22 protein-coding genes are annotated in these 24,390 nt (G+C 72.0%); 11 read left to right on the top strand and 11 right to left on the bottom strand.

Annotated features, from left to right (window positions below; genetic code table 11):
- Nucleotides 1–8 precede the first annotated feature (8 nt).
- The 3 genes from OHB09_RS24315 to OHB09_RS24305 all read right to left on the bottom strand — a co-directional run bounded on the left by OHB09_RS24315 (nucleotide 9) and on the right by OHB09_RS24305 (nucleotide 3,737).
- Nucleotides 9–1,256 carry a polyamine ABC transporter substrate-binding protein gene (locus tag OHB09_RS24315; RefSeq protein WP_319351994.1) on the bottom strand — a complete coding sequence of 416 codons (1,248 nt, stop codon included), beginning with the start codon at nucleotides 1,254–1,256 and terminating at the stop codon, nucleotides 9–11.
- Nucleotides 1,257–1,287: 31 nt separating this feature from the next.
- The gene (locus tag OHB09_RS24310) at nucleotides 1,288–2,853 is read right to left on the bottom strand and encodes a gamma-aminobutyraldehyde dehydrogenase (protein WP_093598482.1); all 1,566 of its coding nucleotides are present in this window, start codon (nucleotides 2,851–2,853) and stop codon (nucleotides 1,288–1,290) included.
- Nucleotides 2,854–3,122: 269 nt separating this feature from the next.
- Nucleotides 3,123–3,737 (bottom strand): helix-turn-helix transcriptional regulator, encoded by a 615-nt coding sequence (locus OHB09_RS24305; RefSeq protein ID WP_259297160.1) that lies wholly within the window; start codon nucleotides 3,735–3,737, stop codon nucleotides 3,123–3,125.
- A gap of 488 nt (nucleotides 3,738–4,225) precedes the next feature.
- Between OHB09_RS24305 and OHB09_RS24300 the strand changes: the two genes are divergently transcribed.
- The 3 genes from OHB09_RS24300 to OHB09_RS24290 all read left to right on the top strand — a co-directional run bounded on the left by OHB09_RS24300 (nucleotide 4,226) and on the right by OHB09_RS24290 (nucleotide 6,461).
- Nucleotides 4,226–5,200, top strand: coding sequence for an alpha/beta hydrolase family protein (locus OHB09_RS24300; protein ID WP_006139521.1), 975 nt, complete (start codon nucleotides 4,226–4,228; stop codon nucleotides 5,198–5,200).
- A gap of 98 nt (nucleotides 5,201–5,298) precedes the next feature.
- On the top strand, nucleotides 5,299–5,805 hold the full coding sequence (locus tag OHB09_RS24295) for a hypothetical protein (protein ID WP_328922520.1): 507 nt from the start codon (nucleotides 5,299–5,301) through the stop codon (nucleotides 5,803–5,805).
- Nucleotides 5,806–5,903: 98 nt separating this feature from the next.
- Nucleotides 5,904–6,461 carry an NADAR family protein gene (locus OHB09_RS24290; protein ID WP_234528851.1) on the top strand — a complete coding sequence of 186 codons (558 nt, stop codon included), beginning with the start codon at nucleotides 5,904–5,906 and terminating at the stop codon, nucleotides 6,459–6,461.
- Nucleotides 6,462–6,631: 170 nt separating this feature from the next.
- Here the strand turns inward: OHB09_RS24290 and OHB09_RS24285 are convergent, their stop codons facing one another.
- Nucleotides 6,632–7,597 carry a DUF4190 domain-containing protein gene (locus OHB09_RS24285; protein ID WP_328922519.1) on the bottom strand — a complete coding sequence of 322 codons (966 nt, stop codon included), beginning with the start codon at nucleotides 7,595–7,597 and terminating at the stop codon, nucleotides 6,632–6,634.
- Between the two features lie 229 nt (nucleotides 7,598–7,826).
- Here OHB09_RS24285 and OHB09_RS24280 point away from each other — a divergent pair, with 229 nt between their 5' ends.
- Nucleotides 7,827–8,873, top strand: a complete 1,047-nt coding sequence (locus tag OHB09_RS24280; protein WP_371788083.1) for an adenosine deaminase — start codon at nucleotides 7,827–7,829, stop codon at nucleotides 8,871–8,873.
- A 48-nt stretch (nucleotides 8,874–8,921) separates the two neighbouring features.
- Nucleotides 8,922–9,608, top strand: coding sequence for a glycerophosphodiester phosphodiesterase (locus OHB09_RS24275; protein WP_328922518.1), 687 nt, complete (start codon nucleotides 8,922–8,924; stop codon nucleotides 9,606–9,608).
- A 79-nt stretch (nucleotides 9,609–9,687) separates the two neighbouring features.
- On the opposite strand, the gene OHB09_RS24270 is transcribed toward OHB09_RS24275, so the two are convergent.
- Nucleotides 9,688–11,127 carry a gamma-aminobutyraldehyde dehydrogenase gene (locus tag OHB09_RS24270; RefSeq protein ID WP_328922517.1) on the bottom strand — a complete coding sequence of 480 codons (1,440 nt, stop codon included), beginning with the start codon at nucleotides 11,125–11,127 and terminating at the stop codon, nucleotides 9,688–9,690.
- A 206-nt stretch (nucleotides 11,128–11,333) separates the two neighbouring features.
- Here OHB09_RS24270 and OHB09_RS24265 point away from each other — a divergent pair, with 206 nt between their 5' ends.
- The 6 genes from OHB09_RS24265 to OHB09_RS24240 all read left to right on the top strand — a co-directional run bounded on the left by OHB09_RS24265 (nucleotide 11,334) and on the right by OHB09_RS24240 (nucleotide 17,088).
- The gene (locus OHB09_RS24265) at nucleotides 11,334–11,858 is read left to right on the top strand and encodes an Lrp/AsnC family transcriptional regulator (protein WP_040894660.1); all 525 of its coding nucleotides are present in this window, start codon (nucleotides 11,334–11,336) and stop codon (nucleotides 11,856–11,858) included.
- Nucleotides 11,843–13,234 carry an aspartate aminotransferase family protein gene (locus tag OHB09_RS24260; RefSeq protein ID WP_078630840.1) on the top strand — a complete coding sequence of 464 codons (1,392 nt, stop codon included), beginning with the start codon at nucleotides 11,843–11,845 and terminating at the stop codon, nucleotides 13,232–13,234. Before OHB09_RS24265 ends, OHB09_RS24260 begins: the two co-directional genes overlap by 16 nt.
- Nucleotides 13,235–13,509: 275 nt before the next feature.
- Nucleotides 13,510–14,247 carry an ABC transporter ATP-binding protein gene (locus OHB09_RS24255; protein WP_040894661.1) on the top strand — a complete coding sequence of 246 codons (738 nt, stop codon included), beginning with the start codon at nucleotides 13,510–13,512 and terminating at the stop codon, nucleotides 14,245–14,247.
- Entirely contained in the window at nucleotides 14,229–15,539 is a 1,311-nt protein-coding gene (locus tag OHB09_RS24250) for a hypothetical protein (protein WP_191853298.1), read from the top strand. Before OHB09_RS24255 ends, OHB09_RS24250 begins: the two co-directional genes overlap by 19 nt.
- 121 nt (nucleotides 15,540–15,660) lie before the next feature.
- Nucleotides 15,661–16,068 carry a VOC family protein gene (locus OHB09_RS24245; protein WP_006139532.1) on the top strand — a complete coding sequence of 136 codons (408 nt, stop codon included), beginning with the start codon at nucleotides 15,661–15,663 and terminating at the stop codon, nucleotides 16,066–16,068.
- Between the two features lie 267 nt (nucleotides 16,069–16,335).
- The gene (locus OHB09_RS24240) at nucleotides 16,336–17,088 is read left to right on the top strand and encodes an LAETG motif-containing sortase-dependent surface protein (RefSeq protein WP_006139533.1); all 753 of its coding nucleotides are present in this window, start codon (nucleotides 16,336–16,338) and stop codon (nucleotides 17,086–17,088) included.
- 95 nt (nucleotides 17,089–17,183) lie between these two features.
- On the opposite strand, the gene OHB09_RS24235 is transcribed toward OHB09_RS24240, so the two are convergent.
- The 6 genes from OHB09_RS24235 to frr all read right to left on the bottom strand — a co-directional run bounded on the left by OHB09_RS24235 (nucleotide 17,184) and on the right by frr (nucleotide 24,259).
- Nucleotides 17,184–18,203, bottom strand: a complete 1,020-nt coding sequence (locus OHB09_RS24235; protein WP_319118925.1) for an ABC transporter ATP-binding protein — start codon at nucleotides 18,201–18,203, stop codon at nucleotides 17,184–17,186.
- Nucleotides 18,203–19,804: an ABC transporter permease gene (locus OHB09_RS24230; RefSeq protein WP_040894662.1), complete on the bottom strand. Its 1,602-nt coding sequence runs from the start codon at nucleotides 19,802–19,804 to the stop codon at nucleotides 18,203–18,205. The genes OHB09_RS24235 and OHB09_RS24230 overlap by 1 nt, the downstream gene beginning before the upstream one ends.
- A 101-nt stretch (nucleotides 19,805–19,905) precedes the next feature.
- Nucleotides 19,906–20,970 carry a thiamine ABC transporter substrate-binding protein gene (locus OHB09_RS24225; RefSeq protein ID WP_381019396.1) on the bottom strand — a complete coding sequence of 355 codons (1,065 nt, stop codon included), beginning with the start codon at nucleotides 20,968–20,970 and terminating at the stop codon, nucleotides 19,906–19,908.
- A 252-nt stretch (nucleotides 20,971–21,222) separates the two neighbouring features.
- On the bottom strand, nucleotides 21,223–22,335 hold the full coding sequence (rlmN, locus tag OHB09_RS24220; RefSeq protein WP_093598506.1) for a 23S rRNA (adenine(2503)-C(2))-methyltransferase RlmN: 1,113 nt from the start codon (nucleotides 22,333–22,335) through the stop codon (nucleotides 21,223–21,225).
- A 179-nt stretch (nucleotides 22,336–22,514) separates the two neighbouring features.
- A complete protein-coding gene (locus OHB09_RS24215; RefSeq protein WP_040894663.1) occupies nucleotides 22,515–23,702 on the bottom strand; it encodes a phosphatidate cytidylyltransferase in 1,188 nt (395 codons plus the stop codon).
- Nucleotides 23,702–24,259, bottom strand: coding sequence for a ribosome recycling factor (gene frr / locus OHB09_RS24210; protein ID WP_006139544.1), 558 nt, complete (start codon nucleotides 24,257–24,259; stop codon nucleotides 23,702–23,704). The genes OHB09_RS24215 and frr overlap by 1 nt, the downstream gene beginning before the upstream one ends.
- Nucleotides 24,260–24,390 lie beyond the last annotated feature (131 nt).

The raw sequence follows: 24,390 nt of genomic DNA, 5'->3' as shown, positions 1-24,390 counted from the left end.
GGTGGTCCTCACGCCCCCGTCAGCTTCGCGAACTTGCCCTCGTAGGCGGTCTCTTCCTTCTGCGACAGGGCGCGGAAGGCGTGCGCCCGGGCGGCCGTGGCCTTGTCCGGGACGATCAGGGGGTTGTTCGCCGCGTCCTTGTCGATCTTCGCCAGATAGGGCTTCACGCCGTCGACGGGCGTGACGTAGTTGACGTAGGCGGCGAGTTCGGCGGCCGGCTCCAGCTCGTAGTAGTAGTCGATGAGTCGCTCCGCGTTGGTCCTGTGGCGGGCCTTGTTGGGGACCAGGAGGTTGTCGGTCGACATCATGTAGCCGCTGTCGGGGATGACGTAGTCGATGTCGGGGTTGTCCGCCTGGAGCTGCACGATGTCGCCGCCCCAGGCGACGCAGGCCGCCAGGTCGCCCTTGGCGAGGTCGGAGGTGTAGTCGTTGCCGGTGAAGCGGCGGATCTGCCCCCTGTCGACGGCCTTCTGGAGGCGGGCGGTGGCCGCGTCGTAGGCGTCGGCGGTGACCTTGGCGGGGTCCTTGCCCATGTCGAGGAGGGTCATCCCGATGGAGTCGCGCATCTCGGAGAGGAAGCCGACGCGGCCCTTGAGCCTGCCGTTGTCCAGCAGGTCGGAGACCGAGGTCACCTCGATGCCGTCGAGTGCCTTCTTGTTGTAGGCGAGCACCGTGAAGACGCCCTGCCAGGGGTAGGAGTAGGCGCGGCCGGGGTCCCAGTCGGGGGCGCGGAACTGCGCCGACAGGTTCGCGTAGGCGTGCGGCAGGTGGGAGGGGTCGAGTTTCTGCACCCAGCCGAGGCGGATCAGCCGGGCGGCCAGCCAGTCGGTGAGGACGATCAGGTCGCGGCCGGTGCTCTGGCCCGCGGCGAGCTGCGGCTTGATCTTGCCGAAGAACTCGTTGTTGTCGTTGACGTCCTCGGTGTACTTGACGGCGATGCCGGTGCGCTTGGTGAACGCCTCCAGGGTGGGCCGGTGCTTGCCGCTGTCGTCGACGTCGACGTACTCGGGCCAGTTGGAGAAGCTGACGGTCCTCTCCTCGGCCGAGTGGTCGTCCGAGGTGACCGCGCCCTGTGTCTTGCCTGCGGCGGGGATGCCGCATCCGGTCAGCGCCGCGAGGCCACCGGCCGCGAGCGCGCCGCCCGCGGAGGCCCGCAGCAGCGTGCGGCGGGTCAGGGCGGCCCTGCCGCTCGTGAAACTGCGCCGCACGGCGGCCACCTGGGCCGGGGACAGGCGGTCGGGCTCGTACTGCTCCATGCGCGTGGTGGCCTTCCTGCGTCCGGTGGATCTAGAGCCGGTCTCCGAAGATCGTGCGGTGCCAGTCCTTCCTGGCCACCGCGGTGTTGTCGAACATGACGTGCTTGACCTGCGTGTACTCCTCGAAGGAGTACGAGGACATGTCCTTGCCGAAGCCGGAGGCGGCATAGCCGCCGTGCGGCATCTCGCTGATGATCGGGATGTGGTCGTTGACCCAGACGCAGCCCGCCCGCAGTTCGCGGGTGGCGCGGTGCGCCCGGTGCACGTCCCGCGTCCAGGCGGAGGCGGCCAGCCCGTAGGGGGTGTCGTTGGCGAGCCGCAGGCCCTCGTCGTCGGAGTCGAAGGGCAGAGCGACCAGGACGGGGCCGAACAGTTCCCGCTGCACGATCTCGCTGTCCTGGGCCGCGCCGGTCACGAGGGTGGGCCGGTAGTAGGCGCCCCGCGCGAGCGCGCCGCCCGGTGCCTCGCCGCCGGTCACCACGTGCGCGCTCGCCCGGGCACGGTCGACGAAGCCGGCCACGCGGTCGCGCTGGGCGGTGGAGATCAGCGGACCGAGGTCGGTGTCCGGGGCGAAGGGGTCGCCGAGGCGGACGGTCTCCATCAGGGCGGCGGTGCGGGCCGTGAACTCCTCGTACAGCGGCCGCTGCACATAGGCGCGGGTGGCGGCGGTGCAGTCCTGGCCGGTGTTGATGAGCGCGCCCGCGACCGCGCCGTGCACGGCGGCCTCGAGGTCGGCGTCGTCGAAGACGAGGAAGGGTGCCTTGCCGCCGAGTTCCAGGTGCAGCCGCTTGACCCCGGCGGTGGCGAGTTCCGCGACGCGTCTCCCGACGGCCGTGGAGCCGGTGAACGAGACCATCGCCACGTCCGGGTGGGACACGAGGTGCTCCCCGGCCTCCTTGCCGGTGCCGGTGACGACGTTGATCACGCCGTCGGGGAGGCCGGCGTCGGTGGCGGCCCGGGCGAAGAGGAGCGAGGTCAGCGGGGTGAGTTCGGCGGGCTTGAGGACGATGGTGTTGCCCGCGGCGACGGCCGGGAGGATCTTCCAGGCGGCCATCTGCAGCGGGTAGTTCCAGGGCGCGACCGAGCCGATCACGCCGACGGGTTCGCGGCGCACGTAGGAGGTGTGGTCGCCGGAGTACTCCCCCGCGGCCAGGCCCTGCGGGTGGCGGGCGGCGCCCGCGAAGAAGGCGGCGTTGTCGACGGTGCCGGGGACGTCGAACTCGCGGGTCAGTTTGAGGGGCTTGCCGCACTGCAGCGACTCGACCAGGGCCAGCTCCTCGGCGCGCTCGGCGAGCACGGCGGCGAAGCGGTGCAGGGCCTCGGAGCGCGCGCCCGGGGTCGCGCCGGCCCACCCCGGGAGGGCGGCGCGGGCGGCGGCCACGGCGCGGTCCACGTCGGCGGGGCCGGCGAGCGCGAAGCGGTGGACCTCCTCGCCGGTCGCGGGGTCGACCACCGCGTGCTCGCGGCCGGAGGTGCCGTGCGCGGGGGCGCCGGCGAGGTACTGGGCGCCGTCAGGGAAACGTTCCCGCACCGCGCGGAGGGCGTGGGCGCGCGGACCGGCAGGGTGTGCTTCGGGGTGCAGGTCGGGATGCCGCATACCGCTCTCCTCCGAGTCCCCGCGACGGAACGACGTGGCCGAATCTCGATGTGGGTGCCGATCCTGGCAGAGCAAGCGGTCGTCAACAAGTGATTCCGTTGTTGCCTTTTGGTTAAGCGACGAAATCTGTCGCCGGGCTACCGCCCCATGGAGGTGCCGTGGTCGTTCCCCACCGTCATGGCGGGAGCGAACGTCAGAGGCGGCCCGAGCCGGCCGGCGCGTTCCCACGGAGGCGGGCGAGCCGGCTGTCGAGCCAGGGTGTCGCAGATCTACCGCACGGCCCTGGCGTAGCCGCCCGCGCTCATGCCGAACCGTCGCCTGAAGTGCCGGTTGAGCTGGCTCTGGTCGCAGTAGCCGAGCTCGGCGGCGGTCTCCGCCACGGACAGTCCCGCGATCAGCATGGACTTGGCGCCGGCCAGGCGCAGCAGGGTCCGGTACTGGTGCGGGGGAACCCCGTAGGCCTGCCGGAAACTCCTGATCAGATGGCGTTTGCTGCAACCGGCGACGGCCGCGAGGTCGTCGAGCGTGATGTTGGTGTTCAGGTGGCTGTGGAGCATCTCCCGTACGTGACGAAGCGCGCGAGGACGAAGTGTCGGACTCGCCGCGCCGGGAGCATCCGCGTGCCTGGTGAGCAGGACGTCCACCAGGCGGATCAGCGAGGACTCGACATCCAGCTCGTCCTCGCCCTGCGCCAGATCCCTGTGCAGCGTGGCGATGCCGTCGAAGAGGCCGCGATCCGGATAGGTCACCTGGTGGAAGCGTGGCCGGTCCGTGCCGACCGGCATGAGATCGGCGTCGAGGAACATCAGTTGCACGACGGCCTGGCCGTCGGCGGCGGCCTTGTCCTGTTCGAGGCAGCTCACGACCTCATGGGGCTCGATCACCGTCACCGCGCCGGGAACAGGGGGCCCCTGGGTTCGCCCGAGGTACTGAAAAGGGGGTGCGGAGCCGCCGTGCGTGATCTTGACGGTGTACCCGCTGTTCACAGCGGTCGGGAAGTCACCGTCGGCAGCGCGCACGACCAGGCTCTCGACTCCGAACCGTGCTCTTCGGCGCCCATCGATCGCGGATTCGACCATGTCATTTTCGCCCTAGTTCGGTTGTTCGATTGATCTTACAGTTTCGGGCAGGACAAGCGCATCCGTCGGGCCAGGAAGGCATGACAGGCGAGGGTCGGGCCACTCGCCCTTCCCCTGCCGTCGGACCGCGGGACGAACACCTGACGGGACCCGTGCACCACTGCGGAGATCCCCGTCCCCACCGACCCGGCCACCGGCCCTGACCACTCGGCTTCGCGGCCACGGCCGCCGATCCCATGCCTACCGCCAGTCACGACAAGCGCCATGTCGACACCGACAGCTAAGGGGCTCCCATGAGCAAGCCGTACAGCGACGCCGCCAACATCCCGGTCAACGCGTCGCAACCCGTCCTCACCTACCACCCGGTCACCCTCGACGTCCCCGGCCGGCCCGTGCCGCTGGAGGTCAAGGTGTCGATCCCCGCGAACGGCACCGACCTGCCGCTCATCCTCCTGTCCCACGGGCACGGGCTGGCGAACTTCCTGTCCTCCTACAACGGTTACGGGCCGCTGGCCAACTTCTTCGCCGCCCACGGGTTCGCCGTCGTCCAGCCGACCCACCTGGACTCGACGGCCCTCGGTCTGCGCGATGCCGACCTCAAGGACGCGCCCCTGTTCTGGCGTGACCGCGCCACCGACATGCACACCATCCTCGACCGCCTCGACGAGATCGAGGCCGCCGTCCCCGGTCTCGCCGAACGGCGGATCGACAGGGACCGTGTCGGCGCCGTGGGGCACTCCCTGGGCGGCAACACCGTCTCCCTCCTCCTCGGAGCCCGGATGCTGGACCCGGACGACGACCGGCCGAAGGACCTGTCCGACTCCCGTGTCAAGGCGGGAGTGCTCATCGGAGCTCCGGGCATCGGCAACGACGAGCACTTCGCCGAGTGGGCCAAGACGAACTACCCGGTGCTGTACTACACCGACTTCGAGCAGATGACGGGCACCGGGCTGATCATCGTGGGCGATCAGGACCTCAACCCCAACTTCTCCAATCGGCTCAGCTACCGCGCCGACGCCTACTCGGCCAGCCCCGGCGGCAACAAGACCATGGTGACCATGTACGGCGCCGGTCACATCTTCGGTGGCATCTCCGGATACGACGCGGCGGAGACGGACGACGAGAACCCCGAGCGCGTGGCGACTCTGCGGGCTCTCGTGTGGGCCTACCTCCGCAGTCAGCTCTACTCGGGCGACTCGTCCTGGAAGAACGCGGTGAACGCCCTGGAAAACGGTGAGGACCCGATGGCCATGGTCGAAACGAGGTAGTTCCGCGAGGTGGGGCGGCGGCGCGAAAGCCGCCGCCCACCGCACTTCATCGCACCAGGGCCTACCGACCCAGCACAGATCGCACAGGAGCAACCGCCATGTGGACCACGTTCGCCGCGACCGTCGGCGGAAGCGCCGCCGGCCTCACCGGCCTCACCTTCATCGTCGTCGCCTTCCGCTTCGACGTCGTCGCCACCTCCCAGGAATACCGCAACCGGGCCGCGCAGACCGTCTCCCTGTTCCTGACGACCACGGTCACCGCATCGCTGGTCACCCTGCCGCAGCCGACCTGGGCGCTCGGCGTCGAACTGCTGGTCGCCGCGGCAGCGAGCGCGAGTCTGCTCTCGGTGCTCGACCACGCGGCCCGCCGGGGCACGTCCCAGCACGCGCGGCCCGTCCTCGTCGTCGCGCTCGTCGTGTTCGCGGCAGGTATCGCCGCCGCCGGACTGTTCGCCATCGCCGGCTCCACCAAGGGGCTGGGCTTCTACGCCGCGAGTGCGCTGCTGGGCCTCACGTGGGGCGTCTACGGGACGTGGGTCTTCCTCACCCAGGCGGGCACGCAGCAGACCGACGCGGTGGCTCATGCGGACAGCGGAACCCGCTGACCAGGCAGAACAGGGACGGCACCGAACCGGAAACAAGATCGTCCCGGCACCGACAAACTCCGTTCCGATATTCCCCGGGCCGTGCCAGACTCGCCCGCATGACGAGGACGATCGCCTCCCGGGACGCCCTGCTGACGGCGGTCCGCGCGGGGGCGCGGGTGAAGTACCTGTACTTCTGGGGCCACCAGGAGCGGCCCGGCGGGCGCCTTGGCGCGAGCTGTCTGAGCCAGTGGTGGCCCTCTCCGTTCATCGTGGACGGCGTCGAGTACGCGACGGCGGAGCACTGGATGATGGCCGGGAAGGCCCGCCTGTTCGGCGACGCCGACGCGGAGCGGCTGGCCCTCGCGGCCCCGCACCCCGCGCAGGCGAAGAAGGCCGGCCGGCAGGTGCGGGGCTTCGACGAGGCCGTGTGGCGGCGCGAGCGGTTCCGGATCGTGGTCGAGGGCAGTGTGCACAAGTTCGGGGCGGACGAGGAGCTGCGGGAGTTCCTCCTCGGCACCGGGGAGCGTGTGCTGGTGGAGGCGAGCCCGCTGGACCGCGTCTGGGGCATCGGCCTCGCGGCGGACGACGAGGCGGCGGGGGATCCGGAGCGGTGGCGGGGGGACAACGAGTTGGGCTTCGCCCTGATGGTGGCGAGGGAGCGGCTGCGGGGGTGACGAGGGCGGTGCGCTCCGGGAGTGGGTGAGCACCGTACGTGGGTGGGTGCGGTGCGGGCCCGCCGGGGTGTTGCGCAGTTCCCCACGTTTTTGAGAGGTCCGTGGTCAGCGTGCGGCGGTGCGGGTCCGCCGGGAATTGCGCAGTCCCCGCGCCCCTGAGAGGCCCGTGGTCAGCGTGCGGCGGGGAGGGTCAGGGTGGTGTTGTAGCCCTCGTCGGGGGGCCAGGGGTCCTCGTCCGTGTTGTCCGGCGCGAGGAAGATGTACAGCATCAGGGCCACGCCCAGCAGCGCGCCCACCGCGCCGCAGATGATCCCCGCCAGTGCCTGTCCGGTATTCGTGGACTCGCCCCGGCCCGCCCGGCGGCGCCCCACGATCCCGAGGATCACGGCGAGCACGCCGAGGAGGATCGAGACGGGCCACAGGCAGAAGATGACCACGGTGATGATGCCGAGCACCAGGGACGCGGTGCTCACCCCGTTCTGGGGGGCCAGCGGCATCCCGCCCCACGGGTAGGCGCGGGGACCTGCCTGCGGTCCGTAGCCGGGGCCGCCGTAGCCGCCGGCCGCGCCCGGGTACTGCGGGTATCCGTACGGGACCTGGCCGGGGCCCTCGGGCCCCACCGGTGGCGGCGGAACGTACCCGCCGTAACCGGCTCCGCCGCCCGCACCGGCGTACGGCGGCGCCGTGTATCCGGCCGCCGACGGCACCGCCGGCCCGGGCATCGGCCCGGGCATCGGCATCGGCGCGGGGGCCGGCGGCGGCACCGAGGGCGTGGCGGAGGGGTGCGGCGCGGGGACCGGCGGCATGCCCGCCACCGTGGCCTGGTCGTGCACCGAGCCGGCCGGGGCCGTGCCTCCGGGCAGCGTCGGAGCGGCCGTGTCCGGCGGCAGCCCGATCACGGTGTCCTGCGGAGCCGGCGGCACGCTGGAGCCGGGTATCAGGGCGCCCGGGGCGTCCACGCTCCCCGGCGCGGTTCCCGCAGGGGGCGCCCAGGCGTGCGCGCCGGGTGCCTCGCCGGCCTTGCTCAGCCGCGGCGCCGCTCCGGGCGCGGGGGACCCGGCGGAGTCCGGCGGCGCCCACGGGTCCGGGGCGGCGGCGTCCTCGGGCGTGTGCGACGCCCGCGCGTCGTCGGACATGCTGGGTCCCCTCTGTTGAACGTTCCGTCATGCTACGGCCAGGGCAACCGTCCCTCGTGGCCGCCGGGGGCGCTCCCGCCTCTCCCCCGCCCGCCGCCTACGATGACCGTCGAGTCATCGATCAGCCGATCACCCGCACCCCCGTGCCCCACCGCGGCCTTCGCTCCGCGAGCGGCGCAGGCGGTGCGCCGTTCCCCGGGGAGGGACCTTGTCCACCGACCTTCGCAGTATGTCCGGCGCCCGCGATCTGCGTGCCTTCATCGCCGGCCTCCCCAAGGCGGAACTGCACGTGCACCACGTCGGGTCCGCCTCCCCCCGTATCGTCTCGGAGCTGGCCGCCCGTCACCCCGATTCGAAGGTGCCCAGCGATCCCGAGGCCCTGGCCGACTACTTCACGTTCACGGACTTCGCCCACTTCATCCAGGTGTACCTGTCCGTCGTCGACCTGATCCGCACCCCGGAGGACGTGCGGCTGCTGACCTACGAGGTGGCCCGCGACCTCGCCCGTCAGCAGGTCCGCTACGCCGAGCTGACCCTCACCCCGTTCTCCTCGACCGTGCGCCGGGGGATCGACGAGCGGGCGTTCATGGACGCGATCGAGGACGCCCGCAAGTCCGCGGAGGCGGAGTTCGGCACGGTGCTGCGCTGGTGCTTCGACATTCCCGGTGAGGCGGGGCTGGAGTCGGCGGAGGAGACGGCCCGGCTGGCGACCGACGACCGGATCCGCCCGGAGGGGCTCGTCTCCTTCGGCCTCGGCGGGCCGGAGATCGGCGTGCCGCGCCCGCAGTTCAAGCCCTACTTCGACCGGGCGATCGCGGCCGGTCTGCGCTCCGTGCCGCACGCCGGCGAGACGACCGGCCCGGAGACGGTGTGGGACGCGCTGCGCGAGCTGCGCGCCGAGCGCATCGGGCACGGCACGAGTTCGGCCCGCGACCCGAAGCTGCTGGCGCACCTGGCCGAGCACCGGATTCCGCTGGAGGTCTGCCCGACCTCGAACATCGCGACCCGCGCGGTGGCCACGCTGGAGGAGCACCCGCTCCGGGCCTTCGCGGACGCCGGTGTACTGGTCACCGTCAACTCGGACGACCCGCCGATGTTCGGCACCGACCTCAACACGGAGTACGCGGTGGCCGCCCGTCTGCTGGACCTGGACGAGCGGGGCGTGGCGGCGCTCGCGAAGAACGCGGTGGAGGCGTCCTTCCTGGACCCGGCCGGCAAGGCGCGCATCGCGACGGAGATCGACGCGTACCTCGGCGCGTGGGACGCCGCGGTCTGAGGCCGGGCAGCGGGGCGTGCGCGGGGGCGGCCGGTCACAATGGCCGGCATGCAGACCTTCACCGCCGTCGCCCACCGCGGCGATCCCTACCGCTTCCGTGAGAACACGCTCGACTCGCTGCGGTCCGCGCTCCTGCGGGGCGCGGACGCGGTGGAGTTCGACGTGCGGCTCACCCGGGACGGGGTCCCCGTCCTACTGCACGACGGCACACTGAAGCGGTTGTGGGGGCACGACCGGCCGCTGGCCTCACTGTCCGCGGCGGAGGTGCGCGACCTGACGGACGGCGGGGTGCCGACGCTGGCCGAGGCGCTGGTGGCGACGGACGGCAGCCGCGTGCTGATCGACCTGCCCGGCACACCCGGCCCCCGGTCGGTACGACGCATCCTGGACGTCGTGAGGGAGTGCGAGGCGCAGGAGCGCGCGTACTACTGCGCCGGCGCCCCCGCGATGCTCGCGGTGCGCTCCGCCGACCCGGCCGCCGAGATCGCGCTGACCTGGACCTCCCTGGCCCCGCCGCGCCCGGTGCTCCTCGAGGCGGTGCGGCCGCGCTGGCTGAACTACCGGTTCGGCCTGGTCACCCGCGAGCTGGCGGCCCATGTGCACCGCGGCGGGCGGCTGCTCTCGGCGTGGACCCCCGACACTCATCGGACCATGCGCCGTCTGCTGGCCGCGGGCGCCGACTCGCTCACCACCAACCGCGTCGACGCCCTGCACGCGCTGCGGGAACGCCTCTGAGGGCGCGGGCGGACGCAGCCGTGAGCGGGGGCCCGCACGCCCCCGCTCACGGCGGGTGTCCCACGTCGAGCGGCGGGTGTCACACGTCGAGCGACGTCATCACGTGCTTGATCCGCGTGTAGTCCTCGAGTCCGTAGCCCGACAGGTCCTTGCCGTAGCCGGACTTCTTGAAGCCGCCGTGCGGCATCTCCGCGACCAGCGGGATGTGGGTGTTGATCCACACGCACCCGAAGTCCAGCTTCCGGGACATCCGCATCGCCCGGCCGTGGTCCTTCGTCCACACGGACGAGGCCAGCGCGTAGTCGACGCCGTTGGCCCACTCCACGGCCTGGTCCTCGTCCCGGAAGGACTGCACGGTGATGACCGGGCCGAAGACCTCCTGCTGGATGATCTCGTCGTCCTGCTTCAGGCCGGAGACGACGGTGGGGGCGTAGAAGTACCCCGTCTCGCCCACCCGGTGGCCGCCGGCCTCGACCTTGGCGTGCGCGGGGAGCCGCTCGATGAATCCGGCGACCTGCTCGAGCTGGCTGGGGTTGTTCAGCGGCCCGTACAGCACGTCCTCGTCGTCGGGCTGCCCGGTCTTCGTCTCGGCGGCGGCCTTGGCGAGCGCGGCGACGAACTCGTCGTGGATGTCCTCGTGGACGAGGACGCGCGTGGCGGCCGTGCAGTCCTGTCCGGCGTTGAAGTACCCGGCGACCGAGATGTCCTCGACGGCCTTGGCGATGTCGGTGTCCTCGAAGACGACGACGGGTGCCTTGCCGCCGAGTTCGAGGTGGACCCGCTTGAGGTCCCGGGAGGCGGACTCGGCGACCGACATGCCGGCCCGCACGGAGCCGGTGATGGAGGCCATCGCCGGGGTCGGGTGCTCGACCATCAGCCGGCCGGTGTCGCGGTCGCCGCAGATCACGTTGAAGACGCCCTTGGGCAGGATCGAGCCGATGATGTCGGCGATCAGGACCGTGGAGGCGGGGGTGGTGTCGGAGGGCTTGAGCACGACCGTGTTGCCGGCCGCGAGCGCGGGGGCGAACTTCCAGACGGCCATCATCATCGGGTAGTTCCAGGGCGCCACCTGGGCGCAGACGCCGATCGGCTCGCGGCGTACGAAGGAGGTCAGTCCCTCCATGTACTCGCCCGCCGAGCGGCCCTCCAGCATCCGCGCCGCGCCCGCGAAGAAGCGGATCTGGTCGATCATCGGCGGGATCTCCTCGGTGCGGGTCAGCCCGACCGGCTTGCCCGTGTTCTCCACCTCGGCGGCGATGAGTTCCTCGGCGCGCTCCTCGAAGGCGTCGGCGATCTTCAGCAATGCCTTCTGGCGCTCGGCGGGGGTGGTGTCGCGCCAGGCGGGGAAGGCCGCGGCGGCGGCGGCCATGGCGGCGTCGACGTCCGCCTGCCCGGACAGCGGTGCCGTCGCGTACGCCGCACCGGTCACGGGGTTGACCACCTCGGTGGTCCGTCCGTCGGCGGCGTCGCGGAATTCGCCGTCGATGTGATTGCGCAGACGACGCAGCTCGGTGCTCACTGCCGGTCCTCCCGGGGGTTTCGGTTGCGGGCGGCAAACGTCACGTGTCCGGCTTCGCCACGTGTCCATTTGCTGAGACATCCACCCTAGTCGGTGCCCTCGCGTTTTCAATACCCCCACTCCCCCGCGCGCTGCGAAATCCGCATCTTCACTCACCTCAGACAACGAATTTCATCGAGAATGCCTTGCGGAACTGTCGATACCTCGTGCACAGTGACCCCGTGGCCAGTCGAAGCGCAGAGCACAGGGACTCCTCCCGGGAGCACCGGAACGGCAACGGCGTCCCCCACCTGGACGCCGTCTCCCTCGCCATCGTCGAACAGCTCCAGGAGGACGGCCGGCGACCGTACGCCGCGATCGGCAAGGCGGTGGGCCTCTCCGAGGCGGCCGTGCGCCAGCGCGTGCAGAAACTCCTCGACCAGGGCGTCATGCAGATCGTCGCCGTGACGGACCCGCTCACGGTGGGCTTCCGGCGGCAGGCGATGGTCGGCGTCAACGTGGAGGGGGACGTGGCCGCCGTCGCGGACGCGCTGGCGGCCATGGACGAGTGCGAGTACGTCGTGATGACCGCCGGGTCCTTCGACCTGATGGTGGAGATCGTCTGCGAGGACGACGACCACCTCCTGGAGGTCATCAACAAACGCATCCGGGCCGTCCCCGGCGTGCGCTCCACCGAGAGTTTCGTCTACCTCAAGCTCAAGAAGCAGACCTACATGTGGGGAACCCGATAGCCGTGAGCACCGACAGCGCCAAGGACCTCAGCAAGGCCGCGTACGACCACCTGTGGATGCACTTCACCCGCATGTCCTCGTACGAGAACGCCCCCGTGCCGACGATCGTGCGCGGCGAGGGCACCTACATCTACGACGACAAGGGCAGGCGCTACCTGGACGGCCTCGCGGGCCTGTTCGTCGTCCAGGCGGGCCACGGCCGCACGGAGCTCGCCGAGACCGCGTTCAAGCAGGCGCAGGAGCTGGCGTTCTTCCCGGTGTGGTCCTACGCCCACCCCAAGGCCGTCGAACTCGCCGAGCGGCTCGCCGGGTACGCGCCGGGCGATCTGAACAAGGTCTTCTTCACCACCGGCGGCGGCGAGGCGGTGGAGACCGCCTGGAAGCTGGCCAAGCAGTACTTCAAGCTGACCGGCAAGCCCACCAAGCACAAGGTGATATCCCGCGCCGTGGCCTACCACGGCACCCCCCAGGGCGCCCTGTCCATCACCGGCCTGCCCGCCCTGAAGGCGCCCTTCGAGCCGCTCGTGCCGGGCGCGCACAAGGTGCCCAACACCAACATCTACCGCGCCCCGCTCTTCGGCGACGACCCCGAGGCCTTCGGCCGCTGGGCCGCCGACCAGATCGAGCAGCAGATCCTCTTCGAGGGCCCGGACACCGTCGCCGCCGTCTTCCTGGAGCCGGTGCAGAACGCCGGTGGCTGCTTCCCGCCGCCGCCCGGCTACTTCCAGCGGGTCCGCGAGATCTGCGACACCTACGACGTGCTGCTCGTCTCCGACGAGGTCATCTGCGCCTTCGGCCGGCTCGGCACGATGTTCGCCTGCGACAAGTTCGGCTACGTCCCCGACATGATCACCTGCGCCAAGGGGATGACCTCGGGCTACTCCCCCATCGGCGCCTGTGTCATCTCCGACCGCCTGGCCGAGCCGTTCTACAAGGGCGACAACACCTTCCTGCACGGCTACACCTTCGGCGGCCACCCGGTCTCCGCGGCCGTCGGCCTCGCCAACCTCGACCTGTTCGAGCGCGAGGGCCTCAACCAGCACGTGCTGGACAACGAGGGCGCCTTCCGCGCCACCCTGGAGAAGCTGCACGACCTGCCGATCGTCGGCGACGTCCGCGGCAACGGCTTCTTCTACGGCATCGAGCTAGTGAAGGACAAGGCGACCAAGGAGAGCTTCGACGCGGAGGAGACCGAGCGGGTCCTCTACGGCTTCCTCTCCAAGGCCCTGTACGACAACGGCCTGTACTGCCGGGCCGACGACCGCGGCGACCCCGTCGTCCAGCTCGCCCCGCCGCTGATCTCCGACCAGTCCACGTTCGACGAGATCGAACAGATACTGCGGGGCGTGCTGACGGAGGCGTGGACGAAGCTGTGAGCCTCGCGCACAGGACGCTCCACACGCCGGGCATATCGTCGTCCTGAATGATCAACAACGGCCTCGGGTCACCCGTTCGAGTGGGAAACGGTGACCCGGGGCCGTGTGCCGTCCGGCCTCCCGCCTCGGGGCCGCCTAGCGTGCCAGTGACCGATCGGCCCTGTCTTCGTTCCCCCGGAAGAGGGACCCCCAGGAGGGGCCCGGACGGGGGACGCGGCAGCGGGACCTGCCCGAAGACCCGGCCGGGACAGCGGATCTGAAGCGAGGTGTACGCGATGGTGGCACCGCCGGACAACGACGTGCTCTGGGCACGCGCCCTGCACTTCCAGCACAACGGCTCGCCGGCCCTGACCGGTGTCTCGCTCGGCGTGCGCGACGGCGAGATCCTGGCCGTCACCGGCCCGCGCGGCAGCGGCAAGACGACCCTGCTGAGCTGTCTGTCCGGACTGCTGCCGGCGCAGAGCGGCGAGATCTGGTTCAACAGCAAGCCGATGCACACCATGCGCCCGATGCGGCGCGAACGGCTGCGCCGGGAGCGGTTCGGCTGGATCGACCCGGTGCCCCACCTGGTCCCCGAGCTCACCGTCTGGGAGAACGCCGCCCTGCCGCTGATGCTGCGCGGCACCGGGCGCCGTGCCGCCCGGACCACCGCCCGCGAATGGCTCGAACGGCTCGACATCGGGGACTGCGCGCGCAAACGCCCGCGCGGCCTGCCGGCCGCCGCGCGGCAGCGGGTGGCCATCGCCCGCGCCCTGGCCGCGGCGCCCACCGTGCTCTTCGCCGACGAGCCGACCGCCTCGCTGCACCGGGCCGACCGCGCCCACGTGCTGCGCACCCTCACCACGGCGGCCCGCTCGCACGGCATCACGGTCGTCCTGGCCACGACCGAACCCGAGACGGCGACGCTCGCCGACCGCTCGGTGGCGCTCCTGGACGGCCGCTGCGTGCAGACCGTCCATCTGCCGCCCGCCGCGGAGTCGGAAGGCCGGGCCGCGTGCTCGCTCTCCGTCTAGCCCGCCGGGCACACGTACTGGTCCAGGTCCGCAGACTGCTGGTCGCCGCCGCCTCGGCGGGCACCGGCTTCCTGCTGCTGTGCGCCTTCGGGTACGCCCTCGCGCACCCGGGGGCCTCCCCCGGGGCCGCGCTGCGGCTCGCGTGGTGCGCGGTCCCGCTCGCGGCCACCGTGCACCTCGCCGTCGCCGTCGCCCGCGCCGACCCGGCCACGCGGCCGCGCCCCGGGCTGTCGGCGGTCGGCCTGGGCCCCGGCCGCCTGATGGTGTTCTCCGTCCTCACCACCGCCCTGTCCTGCGCGCTCGGCTCCGCCGCCGCGCTCCTCCTCTTCCTGCACCTGCGCGGCGACCTGCCCGGCACCCCGCCCCGCAACTCCCTCGCCGACGCGCTCGCGGCGGGCCTGCCGCTGCCGCTCCCGGCGACGGTGACCCTGCTGGCGGTGGTCCCCCTCGCGGCCTCGGTGGCCGGCGCCCTGAGCCTGCGTCCCCGCGAGGACGCCCGCCGCGACGCACCGACGGACCCGGGCGCGGGGCCGGCCGGCAGGCCGGGCGCCGAGCCCGGTGCGGAGCCGGGCACGCCGGGCGCGGGCACGGCGGCCGGGAACCGCCGGGTGGGGAAGCCTCGCGCGGCGACCGGACGGCAGGGCACCCTCCCGGCGGACACCGAGACCCACGCCGTACCCGCCCCGTCCGGACTGCCGTGGGGCATCGCCGTCGTCGCCGCCGGCCTGACCACCGAGACCTACGCCGCCCGCGACCCGCGCGGCGCGCGCCTCGACCTCCCCGGCGACCTCGTGGCCGGCACCGCCGGTGTGCTGGCCGGCTGGGCGCTCACCGCCCTCGGCCTCGCCCTGGCCGGGCCCGCGCTCACCCACCTGTGCGGGCGCCTGCTGCAGGCGGCCCGCCCGGGCGTCCTGCGGCTGCTGTCCGGCCGGGGCCTCCAGGAGGAGGCGGGGCGCATCGGCCGTCCCCTCGGCGTGGTGTGCGCGGTCGCCTCCGGCGCGTACGCCATCGCCCGGGTGTACGCCGAGGCGCACGACGCGCCCCCCGCGTTCGGGCCGCTGAGCGCCCTCGGCGCGCTCGTGGTGGCCGGCTGCGCCCTCGCGACGCTGCTGACGGCGGCCGTCGAGGCCCGCGGCGACCGGGCCGACACCACCGCCGCCCTGCTGCGCATCGGTGCCCCGGCCACTCTGCTGCGGTCCGCCGCGCTGCTGCGCGCCGGCGCTCTGGTCCTCGTCCTCGCCCCGCTGACCTGGCTGGTCGCCGAGCTGGCCGCCCTGCCGCTCCTTCGCTGAGCGGCGGGGCCCGGTGGCCGCGGGAAATTCCTTCCCGGCGTGCCGATGAGTTCGGTGAGCGCTCCGGGTCTGTCCCTCCGTAAGGAAGACGCAGCACCGCAACCCCACCGGGAGCCCCGCCGTGTACCAGCAGATGATCTTCGTGAACCTGCCCGTCGAGAACGTCGAGACCTCGAGGAAGTTCTTCACCGAGCTCGGCTACTCGATCAACCCGCAGTTCAGCAACGAGGACTGCGCCTGCGTGGTGATCAGCGACACGATCATCGCGATGATGCTCAGCAGGAAGCGCTACGCCGACTTCACCAAGAAGGAGATCGCGGACTCCGCCCGCACCAGCGAGGTCCTGCTGTGTCTGAGCGCGGAGAGCCGGGAGAAGGTGGACGAGCTGGTCGAGCGGGCGCTCGCCGCCGGGGGCACCGACAACGACGACACCCAGGACCACGGTTTCATGTACGGCCGTTCCTTCGACGACCCGGACGGCCACTCCTGGGAGGTCGTGTGGATGGACCCGGCGGCCGTCGAGGGCTGAACCCGGCCGGTGCGGGCAGAGTTGGGGGGCCGTGGGGTGCTCGCGCCCGTCCCCGCCTGGGCGGGCGCCGTCCCACGGGGTGACACTCAAACGTCCGAGCGGTTAATAAGCGGGTAAAGTCCGGGAGTTGACGAGGCATATGCGTTGACAGCTCTTACGTGACGCTTATAGACCTGTGAGCCACTCGGGGATTCTGTGGCGACCGCTCCTGTGGCGCCCTCAAGTCTCCGTTCACCCCCCGCAGTTGCGCATCCCGTGAAGGGCACAGTGGCCACCTTGTCCAAGTCGTCCACCTCATCCGCCTCGTTCATATCCCGGCGCACCACCGCGCGCGCCGCCCGCGTCCTCGGCGTCGCGTCCGCCTCGGCGGCCCTCGCGCTCGGCGTCGCCGGCACCGCGTCGGCCTGCAACATCAACGAGTTCTCCGCCGTGGCCAAGTGCGACGGCGACAAGGGCGTCATCGCCGTCACCAACGTCGACGCCTCCCGCACCCCGGTGACCATCTCCGTGTTCCTGGAGAACAACGGCGCCGACGAGAAGAAGGTCGGCGAGAAGACCGACGTCCGGGGTTCCCGCGAGGGTGTCACCGTCACCTTCGAGGAGGACTGGAAGCCGGGCGCCGTCTACCGGGTCCACGTCAAGGCGAACAACAACGCCGTCGACGACGACGTCAAGGGCAATGTGACGGCCCCGGAGACGGCCTGCTCCTCCGGCGACAGCACCACGCCCTCGAAGCCCGCCTCGCCGAAGCCCTCACAGACGGCGGACAAGCCCTCCGGCGAGGAGTCCACCCCCGAGAGCACGCCCTCGGACACCGCCACGGAGTCCGAGGCCGCCCCGGCCGCCTCGGACAGCGACAACGGTCCCTCGCCCGCGGCCGTCGGCGAGTCCAACCTGGCCGAGACCGGCGCCAGTTCGAACACCCCGATGATCGCCGGCATCGCCGCCGCGCTGGTCCTCGTCGGTGGTGGCGCGGTGTTCTTCGGCATGCGCCGCCGCGGCGCCTCGAAGTCCGGCTGACGCCCTCGCGACACCCGTAGGCACCAGACGGCCCGTCCCCTCGCGGGGGCGGGCCGTCGTCGTGCGCGTGGCGTGCCCCGCGCAGGAGGGGGTGTTCAGCCGAGCAGGACGGTCTCGGCGGCGTCGAAGGCGACGCCGACCTCGCTGCCCACCTCGGGGGCGTCCCGCAGCGCGCAGGCGGCCTCCAGGCGGGGCGCCCCCTCGGGGCGGAGGTGGACGGAGACGTGGGTGCCGCGGAAGGTGCGGGCGGTGACGGTGCAGGGCAGTCCCTCGGCGCCGGTGACGAGCCGTACTCCGGCGGGCCGGACGAGCAGCGTGCCGGGGCCCTGCGGGGAGCCCTCCGGGACCGGGAGCTTGCCCCAGGGCGTGTCGGCGGCCTGCCCGGTGACGGTCGCGGGGACGACGTTGTCGAAGCCGAGGAAGCGTGCGACGAAGGCGTCGGCGGGCCGCTGCCAGACCTCCAGCGGGGTGCCGGACTGGGCGATGCGGCCCTCGCGCATGACGACGACCCGGTCGGCGAGCGCGAAGGCCTCGCCCTGGTCGTGGGTGACGGCGAGCACGGTGGTGCCCAGCCGGGCGAAGAGTTCGCGCAGTTCGACGACGAGGCGTTCGCGCAGCGAGCGGTCGAGCTGTCCGAGCGGTTCGTCGAGCATGAGCAGCCGGGGGCGGGCGGCCAGGGCGCGGGCGAGGGCGACGCGCTGCTGCTCGCCGCCGGACAGGGCGGCCACCGCCCGCCGCTCGGCGCCGGGCAGTCCGACCAGGTCGAGCAGTTCCGCGACGCGAGCGGCCCGTTCATGCTTCGGCATGCCGTGCATGCGCGGGCCGAAGGCGACGTTGCCGCCGACGTCGTGCTGCGGGAAGAGCTGGTGGTCCTGGAACATGAGGCCGACCTCGCGCCGGTGCGCGGGCACGGCGGCCTGGTCACGTCCGTCGAGGAGCACGCGGCCGCCGTCCAGCGGCTGGAGTCCGGCGACGGCGCGCAGCAGGGTGGACTTGCCGCTGCCGCTGGGGCCCAGGACGCACACGGTCTCGTGTTCGGCGACGTCCAGGTCGACGGCGTCGAGGGCGGGCCGTCGGCCGAAGCGGACGTGCGCGCCGGTGAGGCTGAGCAGCATCAGAACTCCCCGCTCCGGTCGATGCGCAGCCGCTCCAGGACGAGCAGGGCGAGGGCGCACACCACCATCAGGATCGTGGACAGGGCCATCGCCTGCCCGTAGTTGAGTTCGCCTGCCCGCCCGAGGAGCCGGGCGACGGCGACGGGCAGGGTGGGGTTGTCGGGCCGGGCGATGAACACGGTCGCCCCGAACTCCCCGAGGGAGACGGCGAAGGCGAATCCGGCGGCGACCAGCAGTGCGCGCCGCACCAGGGGCAGGTCGACCTCCCGCCACACCCGCCAGGGGCCCGCGCCGAGCACGGCGGCGGCCTGCCGGAGCCGGTCGTCGACGGCGCGCAGCACGGGCAGCATGGTGCGCACCACGAAGGGCACGCCGACCAGGGCCTGGGCGAGCGGCACGAGCAGCCAGGAGGAGCGCAGGTCCAGCGGGGGTTCGTCGAGGGCGATGAGGAAGCCGAAGCCGACGGTGACGGCGGACACGCCGAGCGGCAGCATCAGCAGCGCGTCGAAGCCCCGGACGAGGCGTCCGGCGTCGCGGCGGGCCAGCGCGGCGGCGGCGAGCCCGCCGATGACCAGGGCGACGAGGGTGGCGGCGAGGGCGTAGCGCAGGGAGATGCCGACGGCGTCGAGGGGCGGGACGAGGAAGGTGCCGCCGTCCTCGCGGGTGAGGGCCTTGTAGTAGGCGAAGCCGGGCGCGTCCAGGGAGCGCTGCACGAGTACGGCGAGCGGCAGCACCAGCAACAGGGCGACGGTGGTGAGCACGCCGGCGAGCAGGGCCCACTGTCCGGCGCCGCGCGGGCGGCGGGCGGTCAGGGAGGCGTCGACGAGCCGCAGCGCGGTCTCCCGGCGGCGCACGGTCCAGGCGTGCACGGCGAGGATCGCGCCGACGGCGGCGAACTGGACGAGGGTGAGGACGGCCGCCGCGGACAGGTCGAAGATCTCGGAGGTCTGCCGGTAGATCTCGACCTCCAGGGTAGCGAAGGTGGGGCCGCCGAGGATCTGCACGATGCCGAAGGAGGTGAAGGTGAACAGGAAGACCATGAGGGCGGCGGCGGCCACGGCGGGGCCGAGCGCGGGCAGGGTGACCGTGCGCCAGGCGGTCAGGCGTGAGGCGCCGAGCATGCGGGCGGCCTCCTCCTGGCGGGGGTCGAGCTGCCCCCACAGGCCGCCCACGGTGCGGACGACGACGGCGTAGTTGAAGAAGACGTGCGCGAGCAGGATCGCCCACACCGTGGTGTCCAGGCGCACCCCCCACAGGTCGTCGAGGAGTCCGCCGCGGCCGAGGAGGGCGAGGAAGGCGGTGCCGACGACGACGGTCGGCAGCACGAACGGCACGGTGACCACCGCGCGCAGCACGCTGCGGCCGGGGAAGTCGAAGCGTGCGAAGACGTAGGCGCCGGGGAGCGCGATCGCGAGGGTGAGGGCGGTGGAGGCGAGGGCCTGCCAGGTGGTGAACCACAGCACGTGCCGGATGCCGGACTCCCCGAGGACGTCCGCGATCCGGCCGAACCGCCAGCTTCCGTCCGCGTGGAGGCCACGGGCGACGATGGCGGCGACCGGGTAGGCGAAGAACACCGCGAAGAACGCGACCGGCAGGGCCATCAGGCCGAGCCGTGCCGCGTTGCGCCGGCGGCGGTCCCGGGCGGGTGCCGTGCCCCCCTCCCCGGGCGCCTTCGCCGTCCCGGCCGCCCCGCTCGCTCCGGTCACTTCAGTACGAGCGAGGTCCACGTCTTGACCCACTCGTCGCGGTGCTCGGCGATCCGGCCGGGGGCCATGGTCCTCGGGTTCTTGGCGGCGGGCCCGTACGCGGTGAACGCGGCGGGGACCTTGGCGTCGTCGGTCACCGGGTAGACGAACATGTTGAGCGGCATGTCCTGCTGGAACTCCTTGGTGAGCAGGAAGTCCAGGAGCGCCTCGCCGCCCTTGGTGTTGTGGGCGCCGCTGAGCAGTCCGGCGAACTCGATCTGCCGGAAGCAGGTGTTCTCGGCGACGCCGGTGGGCGCGGTCTTGGGCTGCGGGTCGGCGTAGACGACCTCGGCGGGCGGGGAGGAGGCGTAGGAGACGACGAGGGGGCGGTCCCCCTTCGCCTTCTTTCCGCCGGCCGAGCCGGAGAACTCCTCGTTGTAGGCCTGCTCCCAGCCGTCGACCACCTTGACGCCGTTGGCCTTGAGCTTCTTCCAGTAGTTCTCCCAGCCGTCGCCGTACTGGGCGGCGGTGCCGAGGAGGAAGCCGAGGCCGGGCGAGGAGGTGGCGGCGTTCTCGGTGACGAGGAGGTTCCTGTACCGGGGGTCGGCGAGGTCGGCGAAGGAGGAGGGCGGGCTCAGCTTGTGCGCGCTGAAGTACGCCTTGTCGTAGTTGACGCAGATGTCGCCGTGGTCGACGGGGGTGACGCGGTGTCTGTCGTCGATGCGGTAGGCGGCGTCGACCCCGTCGAGCCCCTTGGCCTCGTAGGGCTGGAAGAGGCCGTTGTCGAGGGCGCGGGAGAGCAGGGTGTTGTCGACGCCGAAGAGGACGTCGCCCTGCGGGTTGTCCTTGGTGAGGATCGCCTTGTTGACGGCCTGCCCGGCGTCGCCGTCCTTGAGGACCTTGACCGTGTAGCCGGACTTCTTCTCGAAGTCCTTGAGCACGCTCTTGGAGACGGCCCACGAGTCGTGGCTGACGAGGGTGACGGTCTTCGCGTCCTTGCCGGAGCCGGAGTCGCCGGATCCGGACGAGGAGCCGCACGCGGACAGCGTGAGGAGGCCGAGGCCCGCGGCGACGGCCACCATGCTCTTGGTGTGCACTGGATTCCTCCTGGGGTGACCAGGAGAAGACGCGGCCCTGTCCGGGCCCCCGCCCGTGGGGGCGGCGGCCCGGACAGGGCGCAACAGCTCGAGTGACGACCGATCTCCCTACCCAGAATGACCTGGGCGAGGTTCAGAGGGTCTGCGGCCCGGTTGCCGCACTCTCAGCGCTGTGGCGCTCCCCTGTCGGAATATGAAGATGTGTATGGCTGAAAAGACTACCGTCTGTCCGTAAGCCTACCGTTCGGTGGCTGCGAGCTGACCGCAGGCGCCGTCGATCTCCTGGCCCCGGGTGTCCCTGACCGTCACCGGCACCCCGTGCGCGGCGATCGCCTCGACGAAGGCCTTCTCGTCCTCGGGGCGCGAGGCGGTCCACTTGGAGCCGGGCGTCGGATTGAGCGGGATCAGGTTGACGTGGACCGGGCGGCCCTTGAGGAGCCGGCCGAGCCGGTCGCCGCGCCACGCCTGGTCGTTGATGTCACGGATGAGGGCGTACTCGATGGACAGCCGCCGCCCGGACCGGGCCGCGTACTCGAAGCCGGCGTCGAGGACCTCGCGCACCTTCCACCGCGTGTTGACGGGCACGAGGGTGTCGCGCAGCTCGTCGTCGGGGGCGTGCAGGGAGATCGCCAGCCGGCACTTGAAGCCCTCGTCGGTGAACCGGTGGATGGCCGGGACGAGACCCACCGTGGAGACGGTGATGCCGCGCTGGGAGAGCCCCAGCCCGTCCGGCTCGGGGTCGGTCAGCCGGCGGATCGCGGCGACCACCCGGTTGTAGTTGGCGAGCGGCTCGCCCATGCCCATGAAGACGATGTTCGACAGCCGGGCCGGGCCGCCGGGGATCTCGCCGTCCCGCAGGGCCCGCATGCCGTCGACGATCTGGTGCACGATCTCGGCGGTCGACAGGTTCCGGTCCAGGCCCGCCTGCCCGGTGGCGCAGAACGGGCAGTTCATGCCGCAGCCCGCCTGGGAGCTGATGCACATGGTCACCCGGTCCGGGTAGCGCATGAGGACCGACTCGACGAGCGTCCCGTCGAACAGCCGCCACAGCGTCTTGCGGGTGGTGTCAGCGTCGGTCGACAGATGCCGGACGACCGTCATCAGTTCCGGCAGCAGTGCCTCCCGCAGCCGGCCGCGCGAGGCGGCGGGGATGTCCGTCCACTCCTGCGGGTCGTGCGCGTACCGCGCGAAGTAGTGCTGCGAGAGCTGCTTGGCGCGGAAGGGCTTCTCGCCGATCGCGGAGACGGCCTCCTTGCGCTCGGCGGGCGACAGGTCGGCGAGATGCCGCGGCGGCCGCTTCGCTCCGCGCGGGGCGGCGAAGGTGAGTTCGCCGGGGGCTGGACGTGCCACGGTCGGGTGACTCCTCAGGACGACAGGGTTTCCGGCCCCCGTCTGCGCGGGGAGGACGGCACGACGATGCCGGCGCGGGAACCCTCGGGGGGCGGCCCTCACGAGGGCCGGGGACAGATCGACACAACGGAAGGGCCCGCGGCACACGCCACGGGCCCTTCCAGCGTACCTGCTCGCCGTCAACCCGAACCGACGAAGGCCACCAGCAGCAACCACACCACCGGGGCCGTCGGCAGCAGCGAGTCGAGCCGGTCCATGATGCCCCCGTGCCCCGGGAGCAGCGTGCCCATGTCCTTGATGCCGAGGTCGCGCTTGATCATCGACTCGCCGAGGTCGCCCAGCGTGGCCGTGGCCGCGACCGCGAGACCGAGCAGCAGACCCTGCCACCACTTCCCGTCGTCGACGAGGAAGTGCATGCACAGCGCGCCCGCCACCATCGCGAAGCCCACCGCTCCGACCAGGCCCTCGCGGGTCTTGCCGGGGCTGATGCGCGGGGCCAGCTTGTGCCGGCCGAAGCGCCAGCCGACGGCGTAGGCCCCGGTGTCGCTGACCACCGTCAGTATCAGGAACGTCAGCACCCGCCAGGGGCCGTCGTCCGCGGCCAGCATGAGGGCGACGAACGTGGCGAGGAAGGGGACGTAGAACGCGGCGAACACACCCGCGGTGACGTCCTTCAGATAGTTCTCCGGCGGCTGCGTCATCCGCCACACCAGCACCGCCAGCGCGGTCAGCGCCATCGCCACCCAGGCGCCCTGCGTGCCCCGCAGATAGCCGGCGACGACCATCGCCGCCCCGCCGAGCGCCAGCGGCACCAGGGGGGCACGGATGCCCTTGCGCTCCTGCAGCCTGCTGGTCAGCTCCCACAGCCCGACCACCACGGCGACCGCTATCACGCCGACGAACGCGGCCTTGACGAAGAACAGCGAGGCGACGATCACCACACCCAGCCCGACGCCGACCCCTATGGCGGCGCCCAGGTCACGGCCCGCGCTCTTCTTCGGCGGCGGACCGGACGAGGGCGCGGGCGCCGGCTGCGCGGCGGCTGGCTCGGGCATGGGCTCCGGCTTCTGCGGCTGGGCCCCCGGGTACTGGTGGGCACCGGGGGGCGGCGGGGTCCCGTAGGGCGTCTGCGGCGGGGCCGGGCGGTGGAACGGGGGGCCGCCCGCTGCGGCGGACCCCCGGCCGTCCTGCTCCCCGCCGTGTGCGGGTACGTCGGGCACGATGGGCATGGGCCGAGTCTGCGACGGACCGTGGGCGTCCCGCGCGTCGTAGGCGGGACCCGCCGGGCCGGCTCCCTGGAAGGGGCCCCGGTCGGACCGCCCCCCGTACCCGGCCTGCGGCGGCGCCCCCCAGGATGAGTCGTTCATCAGACCTCGAGCAGCTCGGCTTCCTTGTGCTTCAGCAGCTCGTCCACCTGGGCGACGTACTTGGCGGTGGTGTCGTCGAGCTCCTTCTCCGCACGGCGGCCCTCGTCCTCGCCGATCTCGCCGTCCTTGATCAGCTTGTCGATGGCGTCCTTGGCCTTGCGGCGCACCGAACGGATCGAGATCTTGGCGTCCTCGCCCTTGGTCTTGGCGACCTTGATGTACTCCCGCCGGCGCTCCTCGGTCAGCTCCGGGAACACCACGCGGATGATGTTGCCGTCGTTGCTCGGGTTGACGCCGAGGTCGGAGTCACGGATCGCCTGCTCGATGTTCCGCAGCGCGGTCTTGTCGAACGGGGTCACCACGGCCATGCGCGGCTCCGGCACGGAGAACGAGGCCAGCTGGTTGATCGGCGTCGGCGCGCCGTAGTAGTCGGCCACGATCTTGTTGAACATCGCCGGGTGCGCACGGCCGGTGCGGATCGCGGCGAAGTCCTCCTTGGCGACCACGACGGCCTTCTCCATCTTCTCCTCGGCCTCGAGGAGGGTCTCTTCGATCACCACTTGCTCCTGCGTGTCTTGAGTGGGCCCGGCATCTGATCCTGGTCGGGACGGCGGCCGGCTGCGTCGCGTCTTCTACCTGTTCCTGCACGGTTCCCGACCGGCGGGACATTGTCCATCCCCCGGCCCGG

This window comes from Streptomyces griseoaurantiacus, assembly GCF_036189845.1.
Classification (GTDB): Bacteria; Actinomycetota; Actinomycetes; order Streptomycetales; family Streptomycetaceae; genus Streptomyces; species Streptomyces griseoaurantiacus.
The sequence above is the reverse complement of the archived record's forward strand: the minus strand, read 5'-3'. Positions and strand labels throughout refer to the sequence as shown.